The 20513-nt window shown below is 70.6% G+C and carries 17 protein-coding genes; 8 read left to right on the top strand and 9 right to left on the bottom strand.

What is annotated here, in order from left to right; translation table 11 throughout:
- Positions 1–105: 105 nt before the first annotated feature.
- A complete protein-coding gene (locus IT306_17480; protein ID MCC7370220.1) occupies positions 106–2298 on the top strand; it encodes a heparinase II/III family protein in 2193 nt (730 codons plus the stop codon).
- Between the two features lie 59 nt (positions 2299–2357).
- Here the strand turns inward: IT306_17480 and IT306_17475 are convergent, their stop codons facing one another.
- Positions 2358–2843: a thioredoxin family protein gene (locus tag IT306_17475; protein ID MCC7370219.1), complete on the bottom strand. Its 486-nt coding sequence runs from the start codon at positions 2841–2843 to the stop codon at positions 2358–2360.
- A 55-nt stretch (positions 2844–2898) separates the two neighbouring features.
- On the bottom strand, positions 2899–3237 hold the full coding sequence (locus IT306_17470; protein MCC7370218.1) for a hypothetical protein: 339 nt from the start codon (positions 3235–3237) through the stop codon (positions 2899–2901).
- 361 nt (positions 3238–3598) lie between these two features.
- On the opposite strand from IT306_17470, the gene IT306_17465 reads away from it, so the two are divergent.
- The 5 genes from IT306_17465 to IT306_17445 all read left to right on the top strand — a co-directional run bounded on the left by IT306_17465 (position 3599) and on the right by IT306_17445 (position 11791).
- Positions 3599–6484 (top strand): C39 family peptidase, encoded by a 2886-nt coding sequence (locus tag IT306_17465; protein MCC7370217.1) that lies wholly within the window; start codon positions 3599–3601, stop codon positions 6482–6484.
- Between the two features lie 572 nt (positions 6485–7056).
- Complete coding sequence (locus IT306_17460) at positions 7057–8190, top strand: CPBP family intramembrane metalloprotease (GenBank protein MCC7370216.1); 1134 nt, start codon at positions 7057–7059, stop codon at positions 8188–8190.
- A gap of 121 nt (positions 8191–8311) precedes the next feature.
- Positions 8312–9493 carry a CoA transferase gene (locus IT306_17455; protein ID MCC7370215.1) on the top strand — a complete coding sequence of 394 codons (1182 nt, stop codon included), beginning with the start codon at positions 8312–8314 and terminating at the stop codon, positions 9491–9493.
- A 150-nt stretch (positions 9494–9643) separates the two neighbouring features.
- The gene (locus IT306_17450) at positions 9644–10018 is read left to right on the top strand and encodes a carboxypeptidase regulatory-like domain-containing protein (GenBank protein MCC7370214.1); all 375 of its coding nucleotides are present in this window, start codon (positions 9644–9646) and stop codon (positions 10016–10018) included.
- 321 nt (positions 10019–10339) lie between these two features.
- Positions 10340–11791, top strand: a complete 1452-nt coding sequence (locus IT306_17445; protein MCC7370213.1) for a hypothetical protein — start codon at positions 10340–10342, stop codon at positions 11789–11791.
- 57 nt (positions 11792–11848) lie between these two features.
- Here the strand turns inward: IT306_17445 and IT306_17440 are convergent, their stop codons facing one another.
- Entirely contained in the window at positions 11849–12076 is a 228-nt protein-coding gene (locus IT306_17440; protein MCC7370212.1) for an Lrp/AsnC ligand binding domain-containing protein, read from the bottom strand.
- A gap of 156 nt (positions 12077–12232) precedes the next feature.
- Between IT306_17440 and IT306_17435 the strand changes: the two genes are divergently transcribed.
- Together IT306_17435 and IT306_17430 are read left to right on the top strand one after the other, a co-directional pair.
- Complete coding sequence (locus IT306_17435; GenBank protein ID MCC7370211.1) at positions 12233–12679, top strand: transcriptional repressor; 447 nt, start codon at positions 12233–12235, stop codon at positions 12677–12679.
- A gap of 199 nt (positions 12680–12878) precedes the next feature.
- Positions 12879–13181 carry a hypothetical protein gene (locus IT306_17430; GenBank protein MCC7370210.1) on the top strand — a complete coding sequence of 101 codons (303 nt, stop codon included), beginning with the start codon at positions 12879–12881 and terminating at the stop codon, positions 13179–13181.
- 33 nt (positions 13182–13214) lie between these two features.
- On the opposite strand, the gene IT306_17425 is transcribed toward IT306_17430, so the two are convergent.
- The 6 genes from IT306_17425 to IT306_17400 form a co-directional block, all read right to left on the bottom strand.
- Positions 13215–14990, bottom strand: coding sequence for a hypothetical protein (locus tag IT306_17425; protein ID MCC7370209.1), 1776 nt, complete (start codon positions 14988–14990; stop codon positions 13215–13217).
- Positions 14991–15021: 31 nt separating this feature from the next.
- Positions 15022–16314, bottom strand: coding sequence for a hypothetical protein (locus IT306_17420; protein MCC7370208.1), 1293 nt, complete (start codon positions 16312–16314; stop codon positions 15022–15024).
- The gene (locus IT306_17415) at positions 16311–17009 is read right to left on the bottom strand and encodes an N-acetylmuramoyl-L-alanine amidase (protein ID MCC7370207.1); all 699 of its coding nucleotides are present in this window, start codon (positions 17007–17009) and stop codon (positions 16311–16313) included. Before IT306_17415 ends, IT306_17420 begins: the two co-directional genes overlap by 4 nt.
- A 458-nt stretch (positions 17010–17467) precedes the next feature.
- A complete protein-coding gene (locus IT306_17410; protein ID MCC7370206.1) occupies positions 17468–18106 on the bottom strand; it encodes a LysM peptidoglycan-binding domain-containing protein in 639 nt (212 codons plus the stop codon).
- Between the two features lie 410 nt (positions 18107–18516).
- The gene (locus IT306_17405) at positions 18517–18921 is read right to left on the bottom strand and encodes a DUF4332 domain-containing protein (protein ID MCC7370205.1); all 405 of its coding nucleotides are present in this window, start codon (positions 18919–18921) and stop codon (positions 18517–18519) included.
- 209 nt (positions 18922–19130) lie between these two features.
- Positions 19131–20159 carry a mannonate dehydratase gene (locus IT306_17400; protein MCC7370204.1) on the bottom strand — a complete coding sequence of 343 codons (1029 nt, stop codon included), beginning with the start codon at positions 20157–20159 and terminating at the stop codon, positions 19131–19133.
- Between the last annotated feature and the right edge of the window lie 354 nt (positions 20160–20513).

Genomic DNA, 20513 nt, shown 5'->3' with positions numbered 1-20513 from the left:
CTCTGGCCGAGATCCCTCGTTGTACGTCCTGGGGCAGATGCTGTGATGCGCCGTGCGCCGAGGGCGTCCCTGAAACCGGGCTGGCGGCTGACCCGGCGCGCGCTCATGCGGCGCGCTGGCTGGGTGCTGTTTGCCTTGCCCATCAGCACCGGCCTGCTCGGCTCGCTGGCGCGCAGCGCCGAGGCTGCCCCCCTGGGCCAGAGCGCCACGCCCGCCGAGCTGACCCCGACCTCGCCCCCGCCCCCGCCCCCGGCGACAGCCACTGCCACGGCCACGCCCACCGATACGCCGGCCACCCCGACGGCCACGCCGCCTGCGGCCCCCACCTCGACGAGCGGCCCCGCTGTGCTCACCCCGACGAGCACGCCCGAGCCGCCAGGGCGGCCGATGCCCGGATCGACGCCGATCCCAGGAGTCACACCGACCGTGACCCGTGAGACCGTGCTCCAGACCCTCCGTCTGACCCACCCGCGCCTGCTGCTCTCCCCCGACGACGAAGCCCGCATCCGGCGAGCGCTGGCCTCCGACAGCGTCGCTCGGGGCTATCGTGACAGCCTCGTGCGGAACGGCGCGCGCATCATGACCCAGCCCACCCCCGAGCGCGTGCTGATCGGGCCACGCCTGCTGACCGTCAGCAGGACGGTGCTGGACCGCGTCGCCACCCTGGCGCTGCTGTACCGGCTGGACGGCGATCCGCGCTGGGCGCAGCGTGCGCGCGCCGAGCTGCTGGCCGCCGCTGGCTTCTCGGACTGGAATCCCTCGCACTTCCTCGACGTGGCCGAGATGTCGCACGCCTTCGCGCTCGGCTACGACTGGCTCTACGACTTCCTGTCCGCCGACGAGCGCGCCACCATTCGGCGGGCGCTCGTCGAGAAGGGGCTGCGGCCGACCGAGGAGCAGTACGCCACCCGCGCCGGCTGGACCCGCGCCACCCACAACTGGAACTTCGTCTGCAACGGCGGCGCGATCATCGGGGCGCTGGCCGTGGCCGACGAAGAGCCAGGGCTGGCCGGGACGCTGGTCGCCCAGGCGCTCGCGTCGATGCCGTCGGCCCTGGCCAGCTACGCGCCAGATGGCGCCTGGGCCGAGGGGCCGGTCTACTGGGACTACGGCACCCGCTACCTCGTCTCGGCGCTGGCCGCGCTCACCTCAGCCCTCGGCACGGACTTCGGGCTGTCTGACGCGCGCGGCCTGTCCGTCACCGGTCGTTTCCGCCTCCACGTCACCGGCCCGACCGGCCTCTTCTTCAACTTCGCAGACGCCAGCGCCCGGACCGGCGGCTCGCCCTCGCTGTTCTGGCTGGCGCGCCGGTACGATGATCCAGTACTGGCCGCTGGCGCGCGCGAGGCCGCCCAGGCCGGCGCATCCGCTCGCGACCTGCTCTGGTACGACCCGCGTGGTACGACCGCCGACGTCGCGGCGCTGCCGCTCGACGTTCGTTATCAGGCCGCCCACCTCGCCTGCTTCCGCTCCGCCTGGAACGACAAGAACGCCCTCTACGTCGGCTTCAAGGGCGGTGACAACACCACGAACCACGCCCACCTGGACCTCGGGACGTTCGTGCTGGATGCGCTCGGCCAGCGCTGGGCCGTCGATCTCGGGCCGGACGACTACGATCTGCCGGGCTACTTCGGTGCGGAGCGCTGGACCTACGAGCGGCTGAGGACCAGCGGCCAGAACACCCTCATGCTCAACGGCGCGAACCAGGACCCGCGCGCGGCAGCCCCGCTCTCGGCGTTCCGCACCGCCACGGACGGCGGCTTCGCCATCGCCGATCTGACGGCTGCCTACGCCCCGGGCGGCGCGACGCGCGTCAACCGGGGCATCGCCCTGCGCGACACGCGCTCGCGGGTGCTGGTGCAGGACGAGATCGAGGCGATGCAGCCGGTTGACGTGACCTGGACGATGCACACCGAGGCGGCCGTCGAGGTGGACGGCGCTCGCGCGCTGCTGAGCCAGGGCGGGGCGCTGCTCGAGGCCCGCATCCTGTCGCCCGCCGACGCGACGTTCGCCGTCGAGGAGCTGGCGCTCGATCCGCCCCAGCAGTCCACGGCAGGCATCCGCCGCCTGCTGATTCGTCTGCCGGCCGTCACCACGGCCCAGCTTGCCGTGCTGTTCACGCCGCGACGAGACGCGGCCACGGGCGCAGAGTTCAGCACGCCAGCGACACTGCCCGGCACGCCCGTGCCAACCCCGACGCCCCGGCCCCTCCCAACCGATACGCTGCCGCTGCCCGAGATCGTCAACCTCAACCGCTGGGCCCTGTTCGACGCGCCAGACGCCATCGCCGAGACGTAGGGGCTCCTGGGCCGCAGGATCATCGTCTCGGGAAACGTACCCACGACTGTCACCGCTCCCTACAGGCCCGTCACCAACTCTGCGATGGCCTGCTTGCGCGGCAGGCGGCCCTCCGTCCGGTACTGCTCGACGCCCTCGCGGTCCAGCAGGATGACGGTCGGGACCATCCGGATGCCGTAGCGCTCGCGGACCTCCTGGCCCACGTCATCGGACACGTTCACGCGCAGCACGTCGAGCTTCACGGCCAGCTCGCGCTCGATGCTGTCGACGATCGGGCGGGAGGCAAGGCAGGCCCCGCAGTTGTCGGAGAACAGGTACAGCAAGGTCGGCTGCCCCTGCCCGATCTCCTCCTGGACGCCCCGCCAGGAGACGACGTCGCTCGATCCGCCGCGCAGCATCCGCTGGGCGACCGCCAGCCCGACGCCGACGCCGCCGACCGTGACCGCCGGCCAGACGCCGCCGAAGCGCGCGCCAACAACCCAGGCCACCAGCATCGCAACGGCGCTCGTGAACAGGTACGAGTAGCGGTTGACGAACGAGACCATGACGCTCACGCCTCCAGACGAGCAGGCCCGTCACACCCGTGTGCGTGCCGTGCCGCTACTCGCCAGTCTTGTACGGGTCGGTGTACGAGTCTGGGGCAAAACCGTCGCCGGGCTGGCTCGCCTGCTGGATGAGCAGCCAGGGCGAGAGGCGCATCCGGATGAAGTCGCGCCAGCTCAGGGCGCGCTCGAAGGCTGGGCGACGCGCCGAGCGCTCCTGTGCGGCAGATGGCCAGGCGGGCGCCACCACCACCGCCACCCCGAGCATCGAGGCCGCCAGATACTTGCGCCAGCGTGCCCGCCACCCGCCATCGGACGCGGCGTCGGAGGTGACAGATGGGGCCGGACCGCGCTGTGCCGGGTGTGCAGGGGTTGGGTGCGAGGGCTGCCTGTGCATGGTGCCTTCCGTGGCCTGCTTGAGAGAATCGTACACTGGTGGCCCTGCGCGACGCAGGCTGGCGGCCCTATGCGACGCAGGCTGGCGGCCCTATGCGACGCAGGCTGCGTGTGCGCCAGTGCAACCGACTGGCCGCCGTCCCGGGTGCCTCCACAGATGGCGTCACACGGCCACTACGGGGTGATCTCGAACCTGTAGCATCGGCGGCCGGGCTGCTGTCAACGGAAAACCGCCTCCGTATGATCGCGCCGTGATGCCGTTCCAATCGCTCGCCCAGGCGCTTCGCGCCACCATACGCCGATCACTCCGCCACCGCCGAGGGCACGTATCCGGGCTCGCTCGGGTGCTCTCGTTCGTCGTCATGGCTGGCCTCATCTTCAGCGTCCTGCCGGGAGAGGACGCTGCGGCGCTTCCCGCGCCGGCCAGCCCGACGGCAACGCCTCGGTCTTCGTCTCAAGTCCGCCCAGCTGCCGCTAACGGCAACTTCATCACGGGCACCGTCTGGGACGATACACGCATCCGCAACGGCATCATCGACGACAACGAGGGTCCGCTGGAGACGACGAACGTCGTCACGATCTCCATCGAGCGCGTGGACACGCCCGGCGTGCCCGTCCCGTGCGTGGGCGGCGCGGACACCCCGCCAAACATCAACCCGGTCGATTCGACGGGCCGCTATCGCTGCAACGTACCGGCCCCTGGCGCCCACCGTGTCACCATCACGGTGCCGTCCGGCTTCGAGGCCACCACCCCGCGTCAGCGCGAGGTCACGACGACCGCCACCGAGGGCGGCGTGGCCAACTTCGGGCTGGCGAACCTCGACCAGCGCATCCGGACCATCGCGGGGGTCGTGTTCCTCGACTGCAACGAGAACGGCATCCGAGACCTTGCCACTGAGTTCGACAACAACCCGCCCAGCGGCTCGTTCACCGTCCGCCTGGAACGCACGGACGGCAGCAACCGCATCACCTCACGCAGCACGCGGTACAGCTTCGACAATGTCGATTCGGGCACGTACATCGTCTCCCTGGCGATCAACGACTCGGACGTGAAGGCGACGACCTCCACCCGCCGCGAGGTCACCATCGGCTCGACGTTCGGCGCGGTGGTGGACTTTGGCCTGATCGGCCTGAACGGCAACGGCGCGTGCGCGCGCGCCGCCCAGGCCACGGCCACGACCGCCGCGGCGACCGCCGTCACCGTGGCGAACCGTACCGCGACCGCCATCGTGCGGTCTGGCGGGCAGGGGCTTGAGCCGGGGCAGGTGCCACCGGCCGCCGCCACCGCGATCGCCGCCGGCGCCACGGCCACCGCCGCCCGCTTCACTCCGACCCCGATCCCGACCCCGGTCCCCACGGCCACGCCGATCCCGACGACACGGCTCGCGTCGGCCTACCCGCGCTCGGCGCGCTTCCTGATGCAGGCCGTTGCCAAGTACCCCGACGGGCGGCGCATCGACATGCTGGCCGAGGGTGCGCTGATCGGCCTGGAAACCATCGTGTTCCAGGACGCGGGCCAGCGCGTTGGCTCGGAGCAGCTCTCGATGCGCATCAAGCGCAACGAGCAGGTAGACGACATCGTCGTGACGGCGCAGGACGCCTACCGGCAGCGGCAGAGCGACGACTTCTGGCGGATCGTCTCGTACAGCGAGATCCGCAACGAGCTGGGGCTGCTGGCGCCGCTCGACGCCATCGTGGCGCTGCGCTGCATCTCACGCGGCCAGGACGGCGGCCAGGCCGTCGTCAACGGCAACGTGACCCGCTACATCCTGGGCGACGTCGATACGATGCGCTTCTGGGAGACCAGCATCCGGCCGGTATACGGCACCGGCGGCGGCGGCTCCTCCTCCTCCAGCGCCCCGACCATTGCTGGCGGCGGCGGCCGCACGGCGCAGGGCCGGGTGATCCCCTCCTGCACACCGCCGCCGCAGTCCCGCATCACCCCCGGCGAGGCCATCGTCGAAGGGGCGCAGCCGGTCTACCAGTCGATGCAGGTGGAAGCCTGGGTCGGGCTGGAAGATGGCCTGATCCGCTCGGAGCGGATGACGGCGCGCGTGTTGCCGCCCATCGGCGACCCGAAGCGCATGCCTGACCCCATCGAGTTCGACATGGTGCTCACGTACTCCGACGTGAACCTGCCGATCACCATCATCCCGCCGCCGGTCCCGACCCCGACGGCGATCCCGCCGACGGCCGGCCCGGCCAGCCAGGGCGCCGGGCAGCCAGCCGCTGTCCAGCCTGCCCCGGACAATGGACGCCAGAGCGGCCTGCAGGCCCCGACCCCTGGGCTGCCCGGGTTCCCAACGCCCGAGACGTCTGAGCCGCCCGAGTCCGTCATCGAGGGTGGCGAGCAGCCAGCACAGCCATCGAACGCAACCCCTGGCCAGCGCGAGCAGGCTCTGGCAGCCGAGCGCGCCCTGGTGGCCCTGGCGACAGGTGGACAGCCTCGGACGGGCAGCTACGCTCGCGGCAACAACATCGTCCTGGACATCCCGTTCCGGACCCAGCTCGACAACACGAACTACGCGCCCACCAACTCGGGGCCAGCCAGCCTGGCGATGGTCCTGGGCGGGTACGGCACCAACGTGGCCGTCAGCGATCTGCGCGCGCTGATGAACGGCCTGGACGGCAACTACAGCCCTGGCGCAACGGTCCGCATCGAGACCATTGCCCGGGTGGCGGAACGCGGAGGACTGAACGTCATCGACCTGTACCGTGGCGCTCGCTTCAACGAGTGGACGGTGGAGCAGGTCCGCGAGATGATCCGACGCGGGTACCCGGTGGCGACGCTGGTGCAGGGCGCGGTCCTGCCGGGCGGCACGCCGCAGGGCGCGGCCCGCGAGCGCTTCATCACCATCGTCGGGATGGACGGCGACGAGTTGATCTACCACGATCCGGCCTACCCCGACGAGGGGCAGGGCGCGGCGCGGCGGATCCCCGGCCGCCTGCTGGAGCAGGGCTGGCTGGCGGCCTCGACGCCACGGTTGGCGGCAGGGTTCTCGCTCGGGCCAGAGGGCCGTGGGATGCTGGACAGCGCTCGCAGCACGGAGGTGGGGCCAGGGACGCCGGTGGCAAGCCCCTCGCCGGACCTGCAGGCCACGGTTCCCGTCATCGCGACCCTGGAGCCGACGCCAACGCCGCCCGCCCCTGAGTACCCGTTCGGGCTGCCGGTCCACCCTGTGCTGGTACTGTTCTGGCTGATCCTGGTAGTGCTCTTGCTGGTGATCCTGGTGAGAAGCCTGCGGTAGCGACCGGGCGACAAGATACACCCCGTTCCCGAGCACCGGGAGCGGGGTCTTTTCTTGCGGCCCTCCATCGTCATCCCGACCGCGGCGAGGCACGAGCAGTACCCAGGGCGATGGCATGTGCATTGGTGTCCCCGAAGGATCATGGAACGGGCGGTCGGGGACTGAAGTCCCCGCCTACAGTCACGCCGTCGCTGCGCGACGGCCGTGGGGAACGGCTGGGGCTGGTGCGACTGGCGCGTCGCGCAGCGACTGCAGGAGTGTAGGCGGGGCTTTCAAGCCCCGACGCGGCGGCACGACGTCCCCTCCGTCATCCCGACTGCGGCGAGGTACGAGCGAAGGGATCTTCCCCTTCGTGGCTACGCGAGGAAGATCCCTCGACTTCGTTCGCAAGCTCACGTCGCTCGGGATGAGGGGGAGGGAAGGCGCGATGCCTGTGAGGGGCAGCCCGCGCCCCAGTCGGGCGGGGGTGGCGCCAGGGAGATCGACAGCCGCTCTCCCCGGGGGAGCGGGCGCCGTACCGCGTACACTCCCTGTGGGCGCGGGTGCGCTGACGTGCGTGGAGGCGGGTGCAGGTGCTCTGGCAGCGGGGGCATGGCCGCGAGGTCGGCGTGGGCGGGGGAATCCTGCTGGCCGGGGCCGTTGTCCTGGCCGTCAGCGCCCTCGCGGACGGCGAGCTCGGGCGGTTCACCGGGGCGTTCGGGAATGTCGCGGCCATTGTACTGCTGGCGGTGCTGGCGCAGCTGCGGCCAGTCTGGCCGGCCCTGCGCGTCCTGACCTGGGTGGTCTTCGGTCTGCTGCTGACGGTCGGGCTGGCGCTGGTGCTCTCGGCGTCGCTGATGCCGGTCGATCCCGACGGTACCGGGAGCCTCTCACCGGACGTGCTCCTGAGGCTCGGTGTGGCGCTCGGGCTGGCCGTGCTGGGGGTGCTTGGGGCGGTGAGCCTGCTGATCGGCGGGCTGTGGGCGAGGCTCGCAACGCGCCTTGGCGGCCGGGTCGATCCGCATGACACCCGCCACGCCCAGGCGATGGTCGGGCTGGTGGCCGCATCCACGCTGGCGTTCGTCCCGATGATCGCGCTCGGCGGCGATGCGCCGGCCCTCCTGATGGTGGACGCGGACCCGGAGGCGTTCGGGCTGGACCGTTCGAGCGGGGGGCAGATCCTGGACATGGTCTACGACCTCGTCTGGACGATCCCGCTGGCCCTGCTGCTGGTGGGCGTGCCGCTGCGGCGGACGCTGCGCGAGGCGCTCGACCGACTGGGGATTCGGCCGCTTGGCGTGCGTGGCCTCGCCGTCGGGGTGGTGGCGGCCGGGGTGCTGTGGGTCGCCGGCACGGCGCTCGACTACGCGACGTACCACCTGTGGGAGTCAGCGGGCTGGCCGACCACCGATCCTGAGCTGGTGGACCGGCTGATGGGCGCGGCGATGTCGCCGGTCGGGGCGGTGGTCGCGGCAGTGGCGGCTGGCCTGGGCGAGGAATTGCTGATGCGGGGCGTGTTGCAGCCGCGCTTCGGCTGGCTGCTCCCGAATCTGGCGTTCACGGCGGCGCACGCCTTTCAGTACAACCTGGATGCGCTGGTCAGCGTGTTCGTGCTGGGGGCGCTGCTGGCGTTCGTGCGCGCTCGCTGGAGCACCAGCGAGGCCATCGTGGCGCACGGCCTGTACGACCTGGTGCTGTTCCTGGGAGGCAGCATCGACCTGGGGTAGCGTGACCTGGGGTAGCGTGACCCCGGGCAGCGTGACCCCGGGCAGCGTGACCTGGGGTAGCATGGTGGGGCGGAGACCTGATCTCCCCCGATCACTCGCAGAGAGGCGCGCAGAAGACATCATGGGCTATCCGCTGGCTGGCATCCGAGTCGTGGCGCTGGAGCAGGCCGTTGCCGCGCCGTTCTGCACCCGCCATCTTGCCGATCTCGGGGCAGATGTCGTCAAGATCGAGCGCCCGGACGGCGGCGACTTTGGCCGGCGCTACGACACCGTCGTCAACGGCCAGTCCAGCTACTTCGTGTGGCTGAACCGGGGGAAGCGCAGCCTGACGCTCGACGTCAAGAGCACCGGCGGGCGAGAGCTGCTCGGGCGGCTGCTGGCCGGGGCCGACGTATTCATCCAGAACCTCGGGCCGGGCGTTGCGGATCGCCTGGGGCTTGGCGCGGCCACGCTCAGAGCGCGGCATCCGCGCCTGATCGTCTGCGAGCTGTCCGGCTACGGCAGCACCGGGCCGTACCGCGACCGCAAGGCGTTCGACCTGCTGCTGCAGGGCGAGAGCGGGCTGATCTCCACCACCGGCCGGCCGGATGCGCCCGCCAAGATCGGCATTTCCATCGCCGATATCTCCTCGGGCATGTACGCCTTCTCCTCGATCCTCGCCGCCCTCTACGAGCGCGAGCGGACCGGCCAGGGCCGCACCATCGAGACGGTCATGCTGGACTGTCTCGCGGAGTGGATGAGCGCGCCGGCCTCATTCTGGATGTACGGCGGCGTCAAGCTGGAGCGGGCCGGCTGGCGGCACAACATCATCGTGCCGTACGGCCCCTACCGCTGCGGTGACGGCCAGTACGTCAACCTCGCGGTGCAGAACGAGGGCCAGTGGCGGCGGCTCTGCGAAGGCGTGCTGGGTCGGCCGGAGCTGCTCGAGGACGCCCGCTTCCTGAGCAACGAGTCGCGGCTGAAGAACCGCGCTGTGCTGGAGCCGCTCATCGAGGAGATCCTGGGCCAGTGGGACCGCCCGACCGTCGAGGCGAGACTGGAGCGGTCCGACGTGCCGTTCGGCAACCTCAACGAGGTGGACGGGCTGGTGGAGCATCCGCAGCTTGCGGCCCGCGAGCGCTGGCTGGACATCGAGACGCCGGCCGGGCCGATCCGGGCGCTGGCGCACCCGCTGAACCTCTCGGAGATGCCGCAGCGGGCTGACCCGGTCCCCGCCCTCGGCCAGCACACCGACGAGATCGCCGCCGAGCTTGGCTACTCGGCGGCGGAGATCGCGGCGCTCCACATCGCCGGGGCCGTCTGACGCCATTGGCACGTCTCCTGAGAGCCGTCCGGCACGTGCACCCGACCGACCTCCACAGGGAACCGCCACTCACCTGATACCGTCTCCGTCCTCTCACGACCAGACGGCTCGTTTCAGCCAAGGCAACTCTCCACGAACACCGGAGCAACCATGATCCATCGGCGGCGGTTCGTGCAGGTGGGTGGCGTCATCGCAGCGGCGTTGCTGGCAGGAACGGCCGGATCGGCTGCCGCCCAGGCCACCGGCGAACTGGCCGGGCTGGTCACCGGGCCGGACGGCGCACCGCTGGCCGGGGCCATCGTGACGGTGACCTCCGCGGATCTTGAGAGCGGCGAGGCCTCGCTGACCACTGATGCGGCTGGACGCTACACCCTGGGGCAGATCCCACCCGGCCTCTACGACGTGACGGTAGAGCTTCAGGGGTACCGCAAAGGCTCGCTCGCCACGCTCAAGGTCGAGGATGGGCGGACCACCCAGGCTGACCTCGTGTTGGAGCGGCGCTTCGGCGGCGAGGACGGCTACTGATGCAGTAGATGGCCGACCAGGCACTTGCGGGTTCGTTGGTGTTCCCGGCACGGGACAAGACGCACAGTCGGGGGTTGAAAGCCCCGACGACGCTGCACGACGTGCCCATCATGCACCTGCCCTGGCCTCCCCGCTGACGTGCTGGACGTCCGTGCATCAACTCCGTCACACTGCGTGCGCGGGAGCACAACGCCGTCTCTCCCCGGCTACGATCCTCCCGACGCCCCTCCTGTCGGACAGCCGTGGCCCGTGCCGCCTGTCCGACACGACGCCATCCTTCTCAGGCAGGTCATCGCCCGCGTGACACCACTCGGCCGCCCCATGCTGACGCGTGCCCTTGCGCTCACGCGGACTCTGGCGCTCACGCGTGCCCTGGCCCTCACGCTGGTCGTCGCCGTGCTGGCGTTCGGCGTGCTGCCGCTCGCCGCCGCCGAGCCGACCGCTCAGCTTGGACTCGTCTCAGGCACCGTCGCCGTCACCCACGGCAACGGCTCAGCGGTCCAGCCGGCCGGCTCAGGCCTCACGCTTGGCCCGGGTGACCGCATCGCCACGGTCGGTCGGTCGTCGGCGATTGTCGAGCTGCCGGGCATCGGGCAGATCGAGCTGGGCGCGGACACCACGATCATCATCCACGAGCTACGCACGGCCAGCGGGGCCACCGCGATCGTGGTCGAGATCGTCCAGGGGATGATCGTCAATCGCCTTGCGCCCACTGGCGACGCGCGCCTCGACTTCAGCATCGTTGACCCGAGCGGGCAGGCCGTCGCGCGCGCCGCCGGCAGCGCCGCCTTTGGCGTTGGGCGGGATGAGAACGGCAACGTGACCGTCGCCTGCTCGCACTGCGGCAACGGCGTCGTGACCTTCCCGGGCAACGGCAGTCCGCTGAGCAGCGGCCGGGCGCGCACCCTGACGGCGCGCGGCGACCTGACCGAGAGCGGCTTCCGAGGGTCGCTCTACGATGCCCTGGCCGAGGGCGCAGATGTTGACGGCGACACCTCAACGCCGTCCGGCAACCTCCTGCCGCCCGGACAGCGGACCGGCTCCCGCGACAGCCGCCAGACCGGCAGCAACGAGCGCGACACCCCGAACGGCCCCACCGGCCCAACCGCGCGCATCGTCAGCCCGTCCAGCGGCGAGAACGTCACCGGCTCGACGGTCATCGTGCGCTGGCAGACCATCGGCTTCACCATCGTGCCGGCGGCCCAGGCGACGAACCCGACCAGTCCGCAGCAAGTCCACGTTCACATCTTCCTGGACGTGGACCCGACGCCCTACCTGGGCACCGGTGTGCCGATCCCCCTCAACAACCCGAACATCGTCCACACGGCCAACCCCGTCGTGACGTTCCAGAACGTCCCGAACGGTACGCACCGGGCGTCCCTGGTGATGGCGACCGGCAACCACGTCTCGCTCAACCCGGCCGTCATGGACGTGGTGACATTTACGGTCGGCGGCAGCGCGGCGACGGTCGTCCCGACGCCGACCGCCGCGCCGACACCGACGCAGCCGCCGTCCATCGACGTCGAGGCGACCATCGCCAGCTACATCTACCTGCCCGATCCGATCCAGATCCACGTTGGCGACACCGTCCGCTGGACGAACCTCGACAACGTCCCGGACGGGCACACGGTCACCGCCAGCGATCACGCCTGGACGTCAGCCGTGCTCAACCAGGGAGAACAGTTCACCTACACGTTCACCCAGGTTGGCACGTTCACGTATTTCTGCGAGCCGCACCCGTTCATGACGGCGTTCATTGACGTGCAGCCGTAGCAAGCACGGACAGCAGACCCGTCTGGAGCAGGTGCGCTCCCGCTCCCAGAGCGACCGTTAGCTGACGGCGAGGCAGGTCACGCTCTCGGAGACGCCCGGGCACGCCCGCACCACCCGCGCGAACTTTCCGAGGTCGTCCATCGACGGCACCTCGCACTCGACGATGGCATCGTACGGACCGAGCACCCAGGTCATCTTCTTGACCTGCGGATGGGAGGTCACATGCTCCATACCGGTGATCTTGGTGCCGCCCTCGATCTTGATGAGCAGATACGCGGTGATCATTAGTCCGACTCCTCAGCGAATCTGTCTGAGTGTAGAACGCCGCCGCCCAGTGGCGCACTCAGACCCCGACGGCTGGCGGGTGAACGGGTGAAGGATCGCTTGTCAGTGCAGATGCAGTCACAGTACAGTTGCGAGACGTCTGGTCGGAGGCCCCACGTGAGTCATCACCCGCTCGCGCAGATGGTTGCTGCCGGCACGCGTCTGACCGCGCAGCGTCAGCTGATCTGGGATCTGCTGCACCAGTCTGGCGACCACCTGACCGCCGAGGAGATCCGCGCTCGGCTGGCAGGCCGGCTCCCCGGCCTGAACCTGCCGACGGTCTACCGGACGCTGGTCTTCCTGCGGACGGCCGGGCTGGTGCAAGAGCTGCATCTCGGTGAGGGGCCAGTGCGCTACGAGGCCCCGGAGACCGACGAGCGGCACCCGCACCTGGTGTGCCGGGGCTGCGGGCGCATCGAGCACCTCGAAGCCGCGGGATTGGCCCCTGCCCTCGAAGCCGCGGCCAGCGCGCGCGGCTACGCCGATCAAGAGATCGAGGTCGTGGTGTACGCCACCTGCGCGGGCTGCGCCGAGCGCCACACGCCGGCCGCCGCGAACGAGTGATGGTCCGTCACACCGTCATGGTCCGTCATACCATCGTCGGCCCGGACAGGCCCCGATGAGCGAGATGATGGCCGAGGAGCCACGCTGGCTCGAATTCTGAGCGTTCGCCCCTGCCGGCGGTCTGCCGGTCCGTGGCGATCGGCTCTGGCCGGCCGGCCGAGCCCGTGACACCTGGCTCTCCCGCTTCCGCGCGGAGCGCATGGCCCGCAAGATCGCCGCCGGCCTGCGCCGCGAGCTGCCCGGCCTGCTGGTCGAGGACCGGCCGGAGGTCGTTGACGGCGTCTGGACGGTCCGGGTCGTGGTCCCGAGCGGGATCGTGCCCGCCGAGCTGCTGGCCGCCGCCGAGGCTGAAAACGTGCCCTGGCTGGCGGACGACGAGCCGGGGCGCGTCCTGGCGCCGTTCGGACTCGGGTACTCGCCGGAGGAGCAGGAGCAAGTCGTGCTGGTGGCGGCGAAGGTGGTGTACTACCTGCGCCAGACGGGCGACCCGCTGACGTCCTGATCTGCGCCAATCTGGGGGCCAGCCGGATTCACCTCACCCCCCGACCCCCTCTTCGGGCCGGAGAGGGGGAGGTTCAGTGGAACTGCGCGGTGCTGCAAAGGACTCACCACCAGTGAGAGTGCGCCAGAGGACGGCTGCGCTGCCGAGCAGGCCGGATGCCAGGAAGATGGCTCCGAGGGGCACGGCTGGCCCCCAGAGGCCGCGCAGGTGCTCCAGCCCGTACCGCGAGGCCAGGACGGCGTTGGGATCGCGCGTCCACGCTGAGGAGAACGCCCAGGTCAGCCAGAGGCCCAGGTAGATGGCCGTCTCCAGCAGCACCAGCCCGAAGAAGAGTCGGCGTGAGCCTGGCCCGAGGCGCAACGCCTCCCGCGCCACCAGCACCAGCCCGAGCACGACAATCGGCGTCATGCTCTCGGCAGCATCGCCGGTATCGTGCCAGTTCGGCTGGAGCATCACCTGCCCCAGGAAGCCACAGAGGACGACGAGCGGCAGCCAGGGCGGTCTTTGGACGAGCCGACTGAAGGAGCCCTTCCTCGGCGTGAGGACCTTCCTCGCCAGCAGCCAGCAGCCGCTCGCGCCGAGCGCCCCCGTGAGCAGCGCCAGTTGCACCCGCAGCAGCTGATCCAGACCTGGAGTCGCCCCCCGCGCCACGGCGGCCAGGGCTGGCAGCGGGATCAGCGTGCCGATGGCCGCCACGATCCCCTTGAGCAGCCAGTCCCCGAGCGTGTCCGAGACGTCCGCGCCGAACGAGGCCGGGTTGGCGTCGAGCGCCGCTTGCAGACCGTGGGTTGCCAGCACCCACCCTTGCCACGGCCCGAACGCCAGCAGCCCGGCCAGCCCGCCGAGCGCCCAGGTCGCCAGCGTCCAGGCGGCGGGCCAGCGCACCAGCGGGCGGGGCCGCCGCCACACCAGCCAGAGCAGGCTGGGCAGGATGTAGAAGATGCTCGTCGGGTGGGCGAGGTAGGCCAGCCCGGCGCAGAACGCGCCCAGCACGAACGTCTGGCGCGCCCGTGCGGGGGCGTGCGCCAGCGCGGCCTCGCGGATGAGATAGAGGAACAGCAGCACCAGCGCCGCCGCCACCATCTTCGACCAGGGGTAGCTGGCGTTCTGGAGCAGGAACGGGCTGAGCCCGCTCAGGCCGGCCAGCAGCAGCGCCACGCGACGCCCGCCAAGCGCCAGCGCCCAGAGGATGCCAGCCGCCACCAGCGGGACGGCCAGCAGCGGCGTCACGAGCTGGAACGGCCAGAACCGCGCGTCGCCGGCGACCTGGGCCAGCGCGCCCACCAGCAGGCCGCCCTCCAGGTTGTAGAGGGGCGGACGGGAGATGATGCCGAAGTCGCCGACGCGGTTGGTGAAGACGCGCAGATCGGGGAGCGGCTGCCCGGCGTAGACCAGCACCAGGAACCAGTGGGCCACCCAGTCCCCGATCCGCAGCGCCCCGCCGGAGAGGGGCGTCAGGAGGGTGGTGCCGAGCGCCCCGAGCGCGTACAACCCCGCCCCGAGCGCCACGACCGTCGCCTCGCCGCTCCCTGTGCGCGGGAGCGGGGCCGCGGGCCGCAGCGACGTGACGCCCGCCAGCAGCCCGGCCAGCCCCAGGATGATGCACGCCGCCGCCGGCGCCAGCGGCCCTGGCCGGCCGGCCAGCAGCCCCGCGAACGCGGCCAGCCCGAGCAGCGCCGGCAGCAAGGCGAGCGTCAGGGCCAGCCGCTCGGCGGGCGTGAGGCGCGGCCGCCCGAGCAGCCGGTGCAGCCCCCAGCCGCCCAGGAGGGCCAGCAGCAGGCCGCCGGCCAGGATGAGCGCCGTCGTCACAAGACGTGCCCTCTGCTGACCGAGCGCGCGGTCAGCGCGGCCGCGGGATCAGCCCGCGCTCGGCCAGGAACCGCTCGATCTCGCGGCCGGCCAGCGCGTGCGCGTCCCGGTTCCAGTGCTGGTCCGTCTGGAAGTAGAAGCGTCGCGCGTCGCCGCCGGACGCTTGCTGGAGCGGCTGGAGCAGGTCCAGAATCGGCAGGCTGTACTTCTCGGCGATCAGGGCAAGCTGGCGATTCGGCGCGGCCAGGTCGGCGCGGCCCCGGTCCACACGCCGCCCGCCGATCATCTCGCGCCAGCCGTCCTCGCTCAACTGTGGGCTGTCTGGGATCACGAAGACGGCCAGCGGCACGCGCAGCGCGTCGGTCCGGGCCTTGATCCGCCCGAACAACTGGCTGGTGATCTCCCAGCCTTCCTTCCACTCGCCGGCCGGCTCGGCGTCGTAGAGGGCGCGGGTGTGCGCCTCCATCGGGGCGGCGGCCCAGAGCGGCGTGTTGCCCTGGCCGTCCCCGAAGCGGTTGAGCACGCCGGTCTCGAAGACGTTCCAGAGCTGGCAGCAGGCGCGCAGGGCGGGGAGCAGGCCGGTGGGTGGCGGCGGCGCGGGCGGCGGATTTCGGGTGATGACCGCGCCGCTCCGGTCCAGCCCGAAGTACGGCTTGACGGCCAGATCCAGGTCGTCGCCGGCCAACTGGAGCTTGTAGTAGTTGTCGTGCAGGTCGTTGCCGATGAAGAAGCTGACCAGCACGAGGTCTGGCTGGAAGCGGTAGCCCTCGTGGTCGAGGTACAGCCCCTCGATGCCGGTGCCCCAGCCGGCCACGCCGGCGTTGATGACCTCGACGTTCAGCTCGGGGCGCGCCGCGCGCAGCCGACGCTCCAGCACGGCGGCCGTCGTCTCCTGCTGCTCGACCTGGATCGCCTCCATGAACGAGTCGCCCAGGAGCAGGATCCGGAACGTGCCGGCCGGCTTCTCGTAGCTCGTGCGCGGATCGCGCAGGCCCAGCTGATTGAAGCGGACGCGGGCAAAGTACTCGCTGGAGTGCTGCCAACCCTCGTAGTTCGGGACGTGGAAGAACCCGTAGATCGGGTGGCGCTCCAGGTACGCGCCGCTGGTGTAGTTGCCGGGGAGGATCGGCCCGAAGAGGCGCAGGCTCAGCTCCAGCGTCCCGAGCACCATCGCCACGGTGGCCAGCACGATGATCGCGCGGGCAGCCCAGACAACCCCGCGTGAGGGGGTCGGGCGGCTGGCGGCTGCACGTGCAGGGCCAGCCGTGGCGCGGCGAGCAGCCGGGCGGTCGGTGCGAGCGCTGGGCGTGGTGGCGGTACTCACCCGAGCCGCTTCAGGGCGTCCCGCACCCGTGCCGCGAACGAGCCGTCCTGCAAGCAGCGGTAGAGGTTGTCGCCGGGGCAGGAGGTCGGGGCGTGATCGCGGTGGCCGGTCAGGGCCGTGGCCGGGATGGTGTACTTCTTCATGAGCCAGGCGGCCGTCTCCGCCGAGCTGTTCAGTTGGGCGTCTGAGGGCTGCTGGCTGCTGAAATCGCCCAGGAACGAGATCAGCACCAGGCCGGTCGGGTCGTAGTAGATCGAGGGGTTGCCGCGCACGGTGGGCGGCCGGCCAGCCCAGATCACGCCGTCCAGGTCGACGAGGTAGTGGTAGGCGATGTCCTCCCACTCGCGCTCTGGGCCGGTGTGGAAGTGCTGGATATTGCGGAGGTACTGCTCGGGGCCGGGCCGGCCGCTCCAGTACGCGCCGGTGTGGTGCAACGAGACCCCCTTCGGCGTCTGCGGCACGTACGGCTGCACGGGCGGCGCGGCGTTCCACGTTTCCCGACCGCGCACCCCGGGCGGCAGCACCTGTTCGGCCGGGGCGGCAGCAGGGGCCGGGGCCGGAGCCGACAGCGGCGTGATGCTGTTCGGGGCGAAACCGCCCGTCCCGAGCCAGACCGGCTTGGGCGAGAAGATCGGAGAGCCCGTGCCGTTCGAGGCTGGCACGCCGGTGGACGGGTCGGACTGCTGGGCGCTCACCCCTGACGAGAGAGCAGTGAGTCCAACGCCGCTGGCGAGCGCGGCCGCGGAGGAGAGCAGCAGGCGGCGGCGCTGTCGGTTCTGCCGGTTGATGACGACAAGCCTCCGAGATCGTGCAGACGCCTCAGGCCGCGGGCGGTGGATGCGCCAGCCTGAACGGAGCCGCCGCGCGATGATACCGAAGGTAAGACGTTTGACGGAAGGGGCGGTGGCGCGGAGAACGCGCAGGCCGTGTACCTGGCGTCGCAAGCGTTGCGCGGTGCCATCCCTGAGAGCAGGGGAATACCCCCTGGGAGAAGGTGAACAACCCCTGGGAGCGCGACGATCCTCGTCGCCCCGGTAGGACAGCCCAGACGAGAGCGGCGAAGATCGCCGCCTCCCAGAAGACGATCCCAGGCGGACGCCCCCGGCGAGATACTTGCCGGGGGCGTCACGCGAGGTGCGCCGGGTCAGAGGGGTCAGGCTGGGATGCGGAGGGTCTGCCCGGGCTGGATCACGTCGGGGTTGTCCAACTGGTCCGTGTTCGCCTCGAAGATGCGCGGCCACTGGTTGGCGTCGCCGTAGTAGCGCTCCGCGATGGCCGAGAGCGTGTCGCCGTCCGCCACGGTGTAGGTTTGCTCGGCGGGCGCGGCCTCGGGGGCCGGCTCGGGCGCAGCCTCGGCGGGCGGTGGGGCGAGGGCGGCCTGGACCCGCTCGATGGCGAACTGGGCCTCACCCAGGTTCGGGTTGCGGCGCTGAGCCTCCTGGTACAGGTAGAGCGCGCGGTCCAGCTCGCCGCTCTGCTCCAGGGCGGACGCCTGGTTGTACTGGGCGGCGGCGATCTTCTCGTCGATGGCGGCGGCGTCCTCGGGCTGGTACGCTTTGAGGGCGTCGAGCAGCTCGGTCACCTTGCCGAAATCGCCGCCGCCCCAGGCCGCGTCGATCTCGCCCCAGAGCCGCTCCTCCTCCAGCTCCTCGGCGGACTTGAGCGGCTCGGCCGGAGTGGGGGGCGCTTCGGCAACCAGGGCGGCCTCAGCCACGGGCTCGGCCTCAGCCACCGGCTCGGCGGCGGGCGCTTCGGCGGCGGCCGGCTCGGTGGACCACTGCGGCGTCGGCATGGAGATCGGCGGCACGTACGTTCCGGCGGACTCGGCGGCCGGCGCCGGCTCCGAGTACGATTCGACGACCGCCGCCTCGGCCGGAGCAGCCGCCACTTCCTCGGTCACAGTGTACGCGGTCTCGGGCGTGTATGCCTCGGCGGCCGGCGCCTCGGCCACAGCCTCCGGGGCTGGCTCGGCCGGGGCTTCAGGCGCCGGGGCCGGCGCGGCGCTCTGGCCGCCGAACAGGCTGCCAAGTCGCTCCAGGAAGTTGAACGCCATGGTGGTCTCCCTCGTCGGGCCAGGGGCGTCTCACGCGGGGCGGCATGCGCGGCGCGGTCGGCGCCCTCCGAAAAGCACGAACGCCCATCGAGTGCGATGGGCGAGAACGCACGGAGCGCCGCCTACCAGGGGTAGGCGGCGCGGCGATGTCAGTGGGTGACGGCGCGCGGCAGCGTCTTGGCCTCGGCCACCCAGGTCGTCACCATCGACTCGTTGGGGACGCGGCGGGTGAGCTTCTTGGCCTCGTTGACCTCGGCCATCTTCTTGGCAAGGTTGGCCGGCACGCGCTGGGCCAGCTCAGGCACGCTGTCCACGCCGGCCGCTTCGAGCAGCTCGGCGAACTCCGCGCCAACGCCCTTGATGCGGTACAGGTCAGCGTGATTGACCCAGCGAAGCACAGACTTGCCGCTGATGCCCGTCGTCTCGGCGATCTCGTCGCGGCCCTTCGGCGACCCGCCCTTTTCGAGCAGCTTCTCGACGGTCGTGATGCCGATGGTCTTCAGCTTGGCGGCCTGTGCTGGCCCGATCCCTTCGATATCCTCAACCTGGGTCATCGTCGCCTCCCGTGTTGGATTTCTGGTCGGTGCCGAACGAGTCGTGAGCCACGGTCCAGTATGGTCACGAAGTGTTCTGAGACGCAACGCTAACGGCGCTACGTCATAGATCTGCGAGGAGTTATGCCAGATTCAGAGATGAACGTGACCGTGTGCCTGGCCGGGGCAGACACGCGGCCACCCTCGTGACGATGTGTGGAGACCGATGATCAGACGGTGACCGGCTCGGGGGTCCAGTTCTTGAGCGTCCCTCGCGGGATGCCGGCCGCCTCGCGCTGCTTGGTCACCGCCTCGATCATCGCCTGGATGTACCCGTTGGCGAACGCCCGTCCACGATGGCCCCAGGGGGTGTCCCCGTAGGTCTGCGGCACGTGGTCGTCGATGATGAAGCCGTCGAAGCCGGTGTCGTAGTAGATCTCCATCGCCCGGTACATGTCCACGTAGCCGGTATTGATGAACTCTTCCTTGAACTTCGGCACGACGCCATCGACGTTCCGGAAGTGGACGTACAGGATCTTGTTGCGCGAGCCGAAGTACTTGATCTTGCCGTAGATGTCCTTGCTCGGGTCGGTCTCGGCCATCTCGGCCATGGTGCCCTGGCAGAACTCGATGGCGTTGCAGTCGCTCGGGTAGATCTCGACCAGCCGCTTGTAGGAGTCGAAGTCGCGCAGCAGCTGCGGGATGCCGCCCAGGACCGGGACCGGCGGGTCACACGGGTGGATGCCGAGGCGGATGCCCTCCTCCTCGGCGATGGGCGTGATGATCTTGATCCAGTGCTCGAGATTCGCCCACATCTCCTCCTCGCTGTAGACGCGGTCATGGGTCAGCGGGTAGGTCTGGGCGAGGTCGTTGTCGAACGCCGTCGCCAGCGCGCCAGCCCTGATCCGCTCCGGGGGAGTCCGCCAGACGTGCGAGGGCATCCAGTTGTAGCCGAAGATCGGGATGCCGGCCCGGGCCATGTTGCGGACGGTGTGGATCATGTTCTCGATCTGCTCGTCGCGGCGGGGGCCGCCGAGCATGATGTGATCGTAGAACCGCGTCGGGACGTTCTCGATGGCCGTCAGCTTGAGGCCGAACTGCTCGACGCGTATCCGCAGCTTGACGAGGTCGTACAGCTCCCAGCGTTCGCCGCCGGGCAGGATCGGGTTGTTGAAGAGGATGTCGGTGGCCCCGAACTGGGCGGCGAACTGGAGGTACTCGTCGGTGGGGACGTTGAACTGACCGAAGCCTGGGCGCATGGATGCCATCCCGTGTGGTCGTGATAGGGTCCGCAGGGCGCGAACACAGACGCCGATGCTGACCGTTCCTGGTCATGCATGCGAGAACGCCGGCTGCACCGCGAGCGTCGGCGGACAATCTAGCACAGCGCCCGAGATGGGGTCACCGCGCGGCGCTCGGCGCCCAGGGCGATTGCATGTTGATGTCGTCGTGCCGCCTCGACGGGGCTTGAAAGCCCCGCCTACGATCCTGCAGTCGCTGCGCGACGCTCCAGTCGCACCAGTGCCGGCCGTTCCCGGCGGCCGTCGCGCAGCGACGGCGTGACTGTAGGCGGGGACTTCAGTCCCCGACCGCCCGTTCCATGATGCTTCGGG

This window comes from Chloroflexota bacterium, from assembly GCA_020850535.1.
Lineage (GTDB): Bacteria > Chloroflexota > UBA6077 > UBA6077 > JACCZL01 > JADZEM01.
Note: the sequence above shows the minus strand (reverse complement) of the source record. Positions and strands in the feature narration are given on the sequence as shown.